This is a genomic window from Rhodococcus sp. IEGM 1318 (assembly GCF_033142465.1).
Taxonomy (GTDB): domain Bacteria; phylum Actinomycetota; class Actinomycetes; order Mycobacteriales; family Mycobacteriaceae; genus Rhodococcus_F; species Rhodococcus_F qingshengii_B.
Genome location: NZ_JAWLSC010000002.1, coordinates 49,545 through 60,644, shown reverse-complemented (window position 1 = coordinate 60,644; position 11,100 = coordinate 49,545). Strand labels below are relative to the sequence as shown.

The following is an 11,100-nucleotide window of genomic DNA, read 5'->3' as shown; positions in this document are numbered from 1 at the left end:
ACAGAGACCATCCGGTTCGCTTCGCCGTGATCTGAGGCCCAAGGCAGCCCTCAGGGGAAGTGGGTCCCAAAATGCCCGTAGACTATGGATGCCCCCCAACCCCTGCCCACAAAGGGAGCGCCCGGTGACTCGTGCCGATCTGTCGGTCAACAGTCCAAATCTCCTCGCTTCGAACCCGTCCGACGAGGACGAGAACGAGCCCCGCGAAGAATGCGGTGTATTCGGCGTCTGGGCGCCGGGAGAGGATGTGGCGAAGCTCACTTATTACGGCCTGTACGCACTTCAGCACCGTGGTCAAGAAGCTGCTGGCATTGCGGTAGCCGACGGCTCCCAGGTGTTGGTGTTCAAGGATCTCGGCCTGGTCAGCCAGGTATTCGACGAGCAGACCCTCGCAGCGATGCCAGGACACGTCGCCGTCGGACATTGCCGTTACTCCACCACCGGTTCCACGACGTGGGAGAACGCGCAGCCCATCTTCCGTACGACCACTGCCGGTACCGGCATTGCGCTCGGCCACAACGGCAACCTGGTCAACACCGCTGAACTCGCGAGCCGCACCCGTGCAGCCGGCCTGGTCAACGACAAGCGCCCCAATGCCGCGACTTCCGATTCCGACCTCATCGGTGGTCTCCTGGCACACGCTGCCGGCGACAGCACCATCGAACAGGCCGCAATGGAATTGCTTCCCACGTTGGAGGGCGCGTTCTGCCTCACCTTCATGGACGAGCACACGCTGTACGCAGCGCGCGATCCGCACGGCATCCGCCCGCTCTGCCTGGGCCGACTCGACCGCGGTTGGGTAGTCGCCAGCGAGACCGCAGCCCTCGACATCGTCGGTGCGTCGTTCGTCCGCGACATCGAACCCGGTGAGCTGCTCGCGATCGACGCCGACGGCGTCCGATCCTCGCGTTTCGCGAACCCGACGCCCAAGGGCTGTGTCTTCGAGTACGTCTACCTCGCCCGTCCCGACAGCGTCATCGGTGGCCGTTCGGTCCACTCGACCCGCGTCGAGATCGGCCGTCTGCTCGCCAGCGAGCATCCCGCCGAAGGTGATCTGGTCATCCCCGTTCCCGAGTCCGGCACCCCCGCAGCAGTCGGGTACGCACAGGGCTCAGGCATTCCTTACGGCCAGGGTTTGATGAAGAACGCCTATGTCGGCCGCACCTTCATCCAGCCGTCGCAGACGATCCGTCAGCTCGGTATCAGGCTCAAGCTCAACCCGCTCAAGGAAGTCATCCGCGGCAAGCGCCTTGTGGTGGTGGACGATTCGATCGTCCGCGGCAACACCCAGCGTGCGCTCATCCGGATGCTCCGCGAAGCCGGCGCCCTTGAAATTCACGTCCGCATCGCCTCGCCGCCGGTCAAGTGGCCCTGCTTCTACGGCATCGACTTCGCCTCACCAGCCGAGTTGATCGCCAACGGCGCGGGCGGACAAGACGCGACGTTCGAGGAAATGCTCGACGGCGTGCGTCGTTCCATCGGAGCGGACACCCTCGGATACATCTCCACCGAAGGCATGATCGCCGCCACCGAGCAGCCGGCCAGCCGTCTGTGCGCCGCGTGCTTCGACGGGACCTACCCGATCGCGCTTCCCAAGGAAACGTCGATCGGCAAGAACGTCCTCGAGGGGATGCTCGAGAGCACCGCAGGTTCGACGGCCACTCGCGACAACGACAATGCGAGCGCGCTCAGCCGCCCCTGAACATCAGAATCGTTGAAATTCGACAGCCGAGAATCTGCCGTCCACAGCATGTGGGCGGCAGATTTTCTGTTCCGTCGCTTTTTGATCTGTTCAACGACGCGATCTGTTCCACGACACGGCATACGTCGTGAGCATCTGGCATAGTGCCCTCCGTGGCGCAACTGAGAATGGATGGGCACCGGGTACTGGTCGCAGACCTGGTGGGGGACACCATCAAAGCGATCAACGGCTCGATGGTGGCGTACGAGGGTGCGATCACCTTCAAGAACGCCGGTATGGGCGGTGGCGGCGGGCTGCGTGCCGCGCTGAAACAGAAGGCGGCAGGTGAATCACTGTCCCTGATGGAAGTCAGCGGTCAAGGCACCGTCTACTTCGCGGTCGACGCCCAGGACATCACGATCATCGAGCTCGACAACGACGCTCTGCACGTGGAAGCGTCACAGTTGCTCGCACTGGTCGGCCAACTGCGAACCGACGTGAAATTTGCCGGCCTCCGCGGCGCAGGTTCCGGACAGGGATTGTTCACGACGGTCGTCAGCGGCACCGGTCTGGTGGCCGTGCTGTCGAAGGGCGGACCGATCATCGCGCTCGAAGTCAGCCCGCAGTATCCTCTGGTTGCCGATCCCGACGCCTTCGTCGCGCACCGCGGTCAGCTGAACCAGAGCTTCGTCACCGACGTCACCTGGCGCTCCGCGATCGGCGGTGGCAGCGGTGAAGCGTTCTCGCTGCGATTCGACGGATCCGGAGTCGTCTACATCCAGCCCGAGGAGCGCTGACCCATGCCGTTGGAATTGGTGAACAGCAAGGTCGTCAAGTCGACTCTCGCACCGGGACAGAACGTGCTCGCCCGCACCGGGTCGATGCTCTACTACACCGGCGAAGTCCGTTTCATCCCGCACAGCATGGGCGGTGGCCCCGGCGCCATGCCGAACATGGGCGGTATCGCCGGGATGGCCGGCCGCATGATGTCCGGCGAACACGCACGCATGATGGCCGCCGAGGGAAATGGAGAGGTCTTCTACGGGCACGCTGGTCTTTACGTCGAGGTCATCCACCTCGACGGTTCGTCGATGCTCACGGTCGAAGCCGACCGGCTCCTCGCACACGACGGTTACCTCCAGAGTTCGATAGTCGCTCTCACGTCGCAGGGCGGTGTGCGCGGAGCGGTACGCGGCGCCATGACCGGTCAAGGCCTGTTCACGACGCAGTTGCACGGACAGGGAAGCGTCGCGGTCCTCTCGCACGGGGGCGCGATTCCGTTGCAGGTCGGTCCCAACAACCCTCAGGTCGTCGTCGACCCGCAGGCATACGTGTGCCACATCGGTCAGATCAACGTCGACATCTCGGCGAACGTCGGCTGGCGCGAGGCCGTCGGCAAGGGCTCGGGGGAGTCCATCCAGCTGAAGATGACCGGCGCCGGCACCGTCTGGGTCCAAGCGTCCGAGCAGAAGTTCTGAGAGGGCACAGAGCATGGGTATCGAAATTCACAATCCGGCAACTCTGCCCGCCAACGACAACGTCCCGGGCAACGATTACGCCTTCTGCGTCGAGATGGCCGGGCAGCCGTGGTTCACGTCCAAGGGCGCGATGATCGCGTACTACGGAAACATCAACTTCGAGCCGCTCGGGCGCACGAGTATGACGGCGATCGTCGCGGCCAGGTTCTCTTCGCCGCTCTACGCGGACGACTGGGTGCTCGCTCAGGGGCAGGGCAAGTTGATCCTCGGGGACCGCGGATTCAACATCAATTCCTACGACCTCGACGACGGCAACCTCACGATTCGCGCGGCCAATCTCCTCGCCTTCGAGACGAGCCTGGACCTCAAACAGTCCATCGTCCCAGGCTTTTTGACGCTGCTCGGGACGGGCAAGTTCCTGGCGTCGTCCAACGGCCCCGTCATGTTCGCGGAGCCGCCGCTGCGCATCGACCCGCAGGCGCTGGTGGGTTGGGCTGACTGCCCGTCACCGTCCCATCACTTCGATGCCGACTGGATGCAGAGCTTCCTGGGCGCGGTTCGCGGAAGCATGTTCGGCGCGAACACCGGCGAAGAACGTCAGTTCGATTTCACCGGAGCCGGGACGGTACTGATCCAGTCGAGCGAGAAGGTCGTCCACGACGGACACCTCCTCAAACACATCGAATCCGAGACCGTTGCACTCGGGCAGAACAGTCTGCGCGCACTGCACGCCTCGATCGGCGCGCGGCTGCAGAACTGACGTCTCGGGGTACGCGAGGTCTCACCGAGGGGGCCGGTCCGGTAGCGTATGGGCGTAATCGTCGGTATTTGTGTGCGCGCTCTGGGTCTCGAGTCGAACGATCCATCTCGCGTCACGAGGATTGCAAACACTTCACATTGCAAGACCACTTACCTGTGCACGAGCAATACGTGCTCGCGAGAAATACAAGGCTGGAGTAGTAACCCGATGACCGAGGACAGTCACCGCACCGCAGGCGCCTCCTACGCGGCAGCAGGAGTCGATATCGCCGCAGGCGACCGGGCGGTGGAACTCTTCGCCCCTCTGGCCAAGAAGGCCAGCCGCCCCGAGGTCATGGGTGGCCTCGGTGGTTTCGCCGGCTTGTTCTCCCTCAAGGGTGACTACAAGGAGCCGCTGCTCGCCGCATCGACCGACGGCGTCGGTACCAAGCTCGCTGTCGCCCAGGCGATGGACAAGCACGACACGGTCGGACTCGACCTCGTCGCCATGGTCGTCGACGACCTCGTCGTCTGTGGCGCTGAGCCGCTGTTCCTCCAGGACTACATCGCGGTCGGCCGGGTCGTCCCCGAACGCGTCGCGGAATTGGTCAGCGGTATCGCCGAGGGCTGCATCCAGGCCGGCTGCGCTCTCCTCGGTGGCGAGACCGCCGAGCACCCCGGCATCATGGCCGACGGTGACTACGACCTCTCCGCCACCGGCGTCGGCGTCGTAGAGGCAGAGAAGTTGCTCGGACCGGACCGCGTTCGCCCCGGCGACGTCGTCATCGCCATGGGTTCGTCGGGACTGCACTCCAACGGTTACTCGCTGGCCCGCAAGGTCCTGCTCGAGATCGACCGGATGAACCTGAGCGCACACGTCGACGAGTTCGGCCGCACGCTCGGTGAGGAACTGCTCGAGCCCACCAAGATCTACGCCAAGGACTGCCTGGCACTCGCTGCCGAGACCGACGTGCGCACCTTCTGCCACGTCACCGGTGGCGGCCTCGCCAACAACCTCGCGCGCGTCATGCCCAAGGGCCTGGTCGCCGAACTCGATCGCGGAACCTGGAGCCCCGCTCCGGTCTTCGCCATGATCGCGCAGCGCGGACGCGTCGAGCGCGCCGAGATGGAGCAGACCTTCAACATGGGCGTCGGCATGGTCGCCGTTGTCGCACCCGAGGATGTCGACCGCGCGCTGGCCGTCCTCACCGCACGTCACATCGACTGCTGGACGCTCGGTAGCGTCAAGAAGGCGTCGGACGCCGCTGCAGAGCGTGCGTTCCTGGCCGGAGACCACCCGCGCTTCTGAACCGCAACGTCAACTGCCCCATCGGAGAGATCCGGTGGGGCAGTTTTGTGTGTCCGCACAAGCCGTCGCGAGGCAGAAAATGGAACGCAAAAATGAGGAAGAGCGATCAGCTCTTCCTCATTTCACAGTCTGCGCGGTGGCAGTGCGCGGTCAACGCCGCCAGTCGTCGTAGTCGTCCTCTCGCGCATGCCCTTCCCTATCGGAAGTCTGGTCCGATCGGACACTGCTCCGATGCGAGTTGGTCGATCCACCTGCGAGCTCTCTTTGCAGGCTGTCGAAATCCGTGGTCGGTACGCTGTATTTCAATTCGCGTGCAACCTTGGTCTGCTTTGCCTTAGCCCGGCCGCGGCCCATGGCTGACCCCCTCGCGCTTTCGCGGGGCGGCCTGGGGAATTTGGCGGCCCCGTTTGAGTGTGTAAGTTTCCTGACACACACTCTAGCGTGGAAAAGTCGCTTCCGCTTCCACGAAGGCCTCACCGCCGTGTCTGATTGCTCTCACTATGGCCGCGAGCTGCCAGGATGCTGAAAGAACTCGTCAGAACTTTGTGAGAACTGCTCAGAAGTTTCCCGGAATTGCGCGAATCGTCCCCACTCGGGCGTCGCCGCCGAAGACCGGAGCGGACGCAAGAGCCGCCAACTCCTCGGTCCACTCCGTGTTCATCCGCTTGAGCAGAGCTGCCGCCAAGGGCAGGAGCGCCCGCTCGTGACCGTCGTCGATCTTGAGGGCAAAAGCGGAACCGTCGGGAAGCGCTCCGGCGTAGATGCCGTCGTATCCGGTCTTGGAGAACAGACCCGGCACGGCGGACATCAGGCGCTGATCGTTGCGGCCCGTGCCCGAGACGAGGAAGGGGTTCTCGCGGACCGCGTCGGCCACAGCTCGCTCGGGTGAGTCGGGCTCGGCCGAGGGCAGGCGTCCGAATGCCCGAGCCAGGTTCGTGAGCGAGAGCGGCACGATCGGGAGACCACAACCGTCGATGCCGAGTTCCTGCTCTTCCTCGCCACTGAGATCGAAGATCGTCTCCTGGATCGCGAGCTGCAGGGGATGAGTCGGCTCCATGTACGTCTCGAGAGGCCAGTCGTTCACGACGCACGTCGCGAGCATCGCGGAGTGCTTGCCCGAGCAGGTCATGTAGATCGGGCTGGGAAGCTCGCCCGCGGCGATCAGTTCGGCTCGGGCCAGTTCGTTGCCCGGGAGGTCGGACGGGCACTGCAACTGGTCGACACCGAGCTGGTAGCGAGCGAGAAGCGCGGCGACCAGTTCGATGTGATCGGCCTCGCCCGCGTGTGAAGACGACGCGACGGCCAACTCTTGCGGGCTGGTGGGTGCAAAGCCGTTACGAAGCGCAGCGACGGCTTGCAGCGGCTTGTTCGCCGAGCGGGGGTAGATGGGTGTGTGAATTTCCCCGAGTCCGACAACGACCTCGCCGTCGGCGCCGAGAATGACTGCCGATCCGCGATGCACGCATTCGCGGAATCCGGAGCGGACCACTTCCACCAAGTCGATACTCACGAGTGCACCTGCGCTTCGGCTTGTTCGATGAACCTCTGGACGCGCGCGGTGACGTTCGGTGCAAGATCGGTGTGTTCTGCGAGCAGCCGTCGAAGCCGCTCAGGGTCCGTTCCGGCGAAGACCTCTCGAACAGTCACTCCGTGATCCGGTATGTGGACTCGGGTGACCGAGTCGCCCGCGGCGATCGTGCCGGTCCGGTTGACGCGAAGGTAGGCGCCGACGTCGGTCCGCTCGGTGAATCTCTTGACCCAGCCCTTTTCCGCGGCCCAGATGCCGAACGTGCCACACGGGACGCGGGGAGCGGTCACCTCGAGTTCGAGAACGTCCGACGCCTCGGCTCCGGTGATGTGCCAACGCTCGCCGATCACGGCGTCCGTGACAAGCATCCCGCTGATATGGAGATTCTCGCCGAACCATCCGGGGCCGAGAGGTCGGCCCAATTCGTCCGACCAACGCTGGGCTTCGTCGCGCTGATAGGCGTAGACAGCTTGGAAGGCACCGCCGTGGAACTCGGTGTCGCAGACGTAGTCGCCGCCGAGTCCGAGTCGCCCGACAGCGACACGGCCGTCGACGGGACGCTTGTCGATCGCGGTTCGCGGGACGCGCCTGACGCCACTGTCACGTTCGGTGTGGACGACGCAGACCGCGTCGACGATGCCCGTCACTTTCCGCGCAATCGGTTGACAGCCTCACGTCCGGCCTGGGGTGCGTCGTCCGCGACGATCGAGTCCGGGTCGATGGACGCGGCGCTGGGTCCGGCCATGAGTTCGGTGTCGACCGGGATGTTGCGCTTGATCAGAGCGAGCGCGATGGGGCCGAGTTCGTGATGATTGACAACGGTGCCGACGCGTCCGACAGTTCGTCCGCCCGCCGTGATCGGGTCACCCGGTTCCGGGACGGCTTCGGCGCTGCCGTCGAGGTGCAACATGACGAGATGGCGCGGGGGCTTGCCGAGATTGTGAACCCGGGCGACGGTTTCCTGACCGCGGTAGCAGCCCTTGTCGAGGTGGACAGCGCCTTGCTCGGCCGGCCCACCGATCCAGTGGACCTCGTGTGGGATCGTCCGCTCGTCGGTGTCCAGTCCGATGCGTGGCCTCGTCGCTTCGACGCGCAGTGCCTCGAAGGCCCAACTTCCGGCGGGCTTCGCGCCGGCATCGGTCAGCTTGGTCCACCACGCCGCCAATTGCTCACGTGGGACGAGGAGATCGAAAGAGTTCTCGGTAGGCCACGGCATGCGGCGGACAAATCCGCCGTCGGCCAACGCGAGAGCGTCGTAGGCCTCGGTTGGTGTCTGAACCTCGAGTGCGGCGAGGACGGTAGGCGCCTCGGGTCCGATCAGGCTCAGGACCGCGAGTTCGTTGCCGTCTCGAGGTTCGGCCTTGGACCAGAACACCATCTTCTTCAAGAAGGAGAGGAGGTCCGGTCCGCGGTCGGCCTCGGTATCGATCCAGGTGACACCTGCCAGGTCCGTCTGCACGAAATGGTGCTCGACGCGTCCGTTGACGTCCAGGCTCAGGTTTTCGGCGCTCTTGCCGTCGGGGAGCGCGGCGATGTGCTGGCTCGAAATCGTGTGCAGCCACGTGAGGCGTTCGTCGCCGGGAATGGCGATCACGAATCTGTGACTGCGGTCCACCACCACTGCTGCGCGCTGCGCGGTTCGCTGTTCACCGAGGGGATCGCCGTAGTGCCACGCGACACCGATGTCGGCCGAACCGTCCGGTGCGGTGACCGCGCCGGGCGAAGTCAGAAGTGGGCTGTTGGGCACAAGAGCGTTGTCGACCACAAGACCAGTCTAGGAGTGTGGGCGGGATCGCGGTTACAGGGCGGCCCCGGCGGCTTGGCGGATCGTTAGGGTTGATGGCATGCCTGAACGCGTATTGGTGACTCTCGACCATGAGGTGCTCGATGCTGACGCACCGTTTCTGCACGCCGACGACCTGGCGGTGGTGCGCGGCGACGGAGTCTTCGAGACGCTGTTGGTGCGCGACGGTAGGGCGCGGGTGGTCGAGGGACATCTGAGTCGACTGGTTCTGAGCGCGCGGGCACTGGGTCTACCCGCCCCCGTTCTCGATGACTGGCGTCTGGCGATCGAGATGGCAGCCGAGGAGTGGGGGACAGAGAAGGAAGGCGCTCTTCGTCTCGTTCTGACCCGCGGCCGTGAGAGCGGTGACAAGCCGACAGCCTTCGTAATGGTCGGTCCGGTGGCTGATCGGGTCAGGCAGGTCCGTGAATCGGGGCTGTCGGTGATGACTCTCGAGCGAGGTTTCTCCGTCGATCTCTCCGCCCGGGCACCCTGGCAACTACTGGGCGCGAAGACGTTGTCCTACGCAACCAACATGGCAGCGCTTCGATATGCGGCGAATTTGGGTGCCGACGATGTGATCTTCGTCAGTTCCGAGGGCAATGTGTTGGAGGGGCCACGCTCGACGGTGGTGATCGTTCGGGACAGGACTTTGATCACACCTCCTCCCGCACAGGGCATTTTGATGGGTACGACGCAGCGTGCCCTGTTCGACGTTGCCGGCAGTGCTCGCTTCGATTGCCGATACGAAACCCTCCGACCTGCGGATTTGATTGCAGCCGACGGAGTGTGGATGGTTTCGAGCGTCACGCTGGCCGCGCGCGTCCATACACTCGACGGGCTCGCATTGCCAGAGCCGAAGGTCTCCGAGGAATTCGCGGAATTGGTTGAACGTGCAATTGATTCGGATTCAGCAGGGCGATAGGCGAATAGGAATCGCGACAGGTTGCTACTACATTTGGTAGTAGCAAAGTCCTGCGGTCCAAACCGGACAGCAGTACCGTGTCCGCAGGGGCCGAGCGACTGCCCGCGTCTCGAACCCCGAAGCCTGTCCCAGGGCCCTACTCTCGGAGTAGCCAATGGATACTTTGGACGTCTCCAGGTGGCAGTTCGGTATCACTACCGTCTACCACTTCATCCTTGTTCCGCTGACCATCGGACTTGCACCGATGATCGCGATCATGCAGACGATGTGGGTGGTCACCAAAAAGGACCACTGGTATCGGCTCACCAAGTTTTTCGGCAAGCTTTTCCTCATCAACTTCGCACTCGGTGTAGCCACCGGCATCGTGCAGGAGTTCCAGTTCGGTATGAACTGGAGCGAATACTCGCGATTCGTCGGTGACGTCTTCGGAGCTCCACTCGCATTGGAAGGCCTTGTCGCCTTCTTCATGGAGTCCGTCTTCATCGGACTCTGGATCTTCGGTTGGGGCAGGCTGCCCAAACTTGTACACCTGGCGTGCATTTGGCTCGTGGCGATCGGCGTCAATGCGTCGGCGTTCTTCATCATCGCGGCCAACTCGTTCATGCAGCATCCGGTCGGTGCGACGTACAACCCTGAAACGGGTCGTGCCGAACTCACCAGCATCTGGGAGTTGTTGACCAACAACACCGCTCTCGCTGCCTTCCCGCACGCGGTTGCCGGCGCCTTCCTGACGGCGGCGACGTTTGTTGCCGGCATCAGTGGTTGGTGGATGGTGCGGAACATGCGCCGCGCCAAGCAGGCTGAGGCCGCCGAAGCCGAACGTCTCGAAACCGATGCGCGGACGATGTACCGCCCGGCAACACGATTCGCGTTGCTCGTCATGATCGTGGCCGGAATCGGCATCATCTACACCGGTGACGTCCAAGGCAAGCTCATGTTCCAGCAGCAGCCCATGAAGATGGCGTCGGCGGAATCGCTGTGTGACACCGAGATGGATCCGGATTTCTCGATTCTCACCATCGGTACACACAACAACTGTGACAGCGTGACGCACGTTCTGAAGGTCCCCTTCGTTCTACCGTGGTTGGCCGAGGGCAAGTTCACCGGCGTCGAACTGCAAGGCGTCAACCAGCTGCAGGAGCAGGCGGAGCAAGACTTCGGACCGGGCAACTACCGACCGAATCTCTTTGTCACGTACTGGTCTTTCCGCGCCATGATCGGCCTCGCCGCAGGTTCGGCAGCACTGGCTCTCGCGGGACTATGGGTCACTCGTAAGGGGCGAGTCCCGGACCAGAAGTGGTTCGGAATCCTCAGCCTGGTCGCGATTCCCACTCCGTTCATGGCGAACAGCGCCGGCTGGATCTTCACCGAGATGGGCCGTCAGCCCTGGGTGGTGCATCCCAACCCGACGGGCGTCGACATGATCAGACTCACTGTCGACCAAGGTGTTTCGGACCATGCAACGGCGACGGTCTGGGCCTCGTTGATCACGTTCACTCTTCTGTACGGAGCGCTGGGTGTGGTCTGGTTCAAGCTGATCGTGCGGTACGCGAAGGAAGGCCCGTTGGAGCACGACATGCATCCGCCGGGCGATACAGATCATGACGAGCCGGAAGATCCGGACAAGCCCAAACAACTGTCGTTCGCGTACTAGGAGG

General features: G+C 63.6%; 11 protein-coding genes. 7 read left to right on the top strand and 4 right to left on the bottom strand.

Annotated elements, in window-relative coordinates; all coding sequences use genetic code 11:
* Positions 1 to 124 precede the first annotated feature (124 nt).
* From purF to purM, 5 genes are all read left to right on the top strand, one after another.
* A complete protein-coding gene (purF, locus tag R4P65_RS04480; protein WP_003940541.1) occupies positions 125 to 1,702 on the top strand; it encodes an amidophosphoribosyltransferase in 1,578 nt (525 codons plus the stop codon).
* A gap of 167 nt (positions 1,703 to 1,869) precedes the next feature.
* A complete protein-coding gene (locus R4P65_RS04475) occupies positions 1,870 to 2,478 on the top strand; it encodes an AIM24 family protein (RefSeq protein ID WP_020970622.1) in 609 nt (202 codons plus the stop codon).
* 3 nt (positions 2,479 to 2,481) lie between these two features.
* Positions 2,482 to 3,159, top strand: coding sequence for an AIM24 family protein (locus R4P65_RS04470; protein WP_317825589.1), 678 nt, complete (start codon positions 2,482 to 2,484; stop codon positions 3,157 to 3,159).
* Between the two features lie 13 nt (positions 3,160 to 3,172).
* Positions 3,173 to 3,919: an AIM24 family protein gene (locus tag R4P65_RS04465; RefSeq protein WP_003939813.1), complete on the top strand. Its 747-nt coding sequence runs from the start codon at positions 3,173 to 3,175 to the stop codon at positions 3,917 to 3,919.
* A gap of 207 nt (positions 3,920 to 4,126) precedes the next feature.
* Entirely contained in the window at positions 4,127 to 5,206 is a 1,080-nt protein-coding gene (purM, locus tag R4P65_RS04460) for a phosphoribosylformylglycinamidine cyclo-ligase (protein WP_070795756.1), read from the top strand.
* A 150-nt stretch (positions 5,207 to 5,356) separates the two neighbouring features.
* Here the strand turns inward: purM and R4P65_RS04455 are convergent, their stop codons facing one another.
* The 4 genes from R4P65_RS04455 to R4P65_RS04440 form a co-directional block, all read right to left on the bottom strand.
* On the bottom strand, positions 5,357 to 5,560 hold the full coding sequence (locus R4P65_RS04455) for a DUF3073 domain-containing protein (RefSeq protein WP_003940337.1): 204 nt from the start codon (positions 5,558 to 5,560) through the stop codon (positions 5,357 to 5,359).
* A gap of 202 nt (positions 5,561 to 5,762) precedes the next feature.
* On the bottom strand, positions 5,763 to 6,716 hold the full coding sequence (locus tag R4P65_RS04450; RefSeq protein ID WP_317825588.1) for an asparaginase: 954 nt from the start codon (positions 6,714 to 6,716) through the stop codon (positions 5,763 to 5,765).
* Positions 6,713 to 7,381, bottom strand: a complete 669-nt coding sequence (locus tag R4P65_RS04445; protein WP_317825587.1) for an MOSC domain-containing protein — start codon at positions 7,379 to 7,381, stop codon at positions 6,713 to 6,715. Before R4P65_RS04445 ends, R4P65_RS04450 begins: the two co-directional genes overlap by 4 nt.
* Positions 7,378 to 8,499 carry a folate-binding protein YgfZ gene (locus R4P65_RS04440; protein ID WP_317825586.1) on the bottom strand — a complete coding sequence of 374 codons (1,122 nt, stop codon included), beginning with the start codon at positions 8,497 to 8,499 and terminating at the stop codon, positions 7,378 to 7,380. Before R4P65_RS04440 ends, R4P65_RS04445 begins: the two co-directional genes overlap by 4 nt.
* A gap of 79 nt (positions 8,500 to 8,578) precedes the next feature.
* On the opposite strand from R4P65_RS04440, the gene R4P65_RS04435 reads away from it, so the two are divergent.
* Together R4P65_RS04435 and R4P65_RS04430 are read left to right on the top strand one after the other, a co-directional pair.
* Positions 8,579 to 9,442, top strand: a complete 864-nt coding sequence (locus R4P65_RS04435; RefSeq protein ID WP_317825585.1) for an aminodeoxychorismate lyase — start codon at positions 8,579 to 8,581, stop codon at positions 9,440 to 9,442.
* A 154-nt stretch (positions 9,443 to 9,596) separates the two neighbouring features.
* Entirely contained in the window at positions 9,597 to 11,096 is a 1,500-nt protein-coding gene (locus R4P65_RS04430; RefSeq protein WP_230814675.1) for a cytochrome ubiquinol oxidase subunit I, read from the top strand.
* The last annotated feature ends 4 nt before the right edge of the window (positions 11,097 to 11,100 follow it).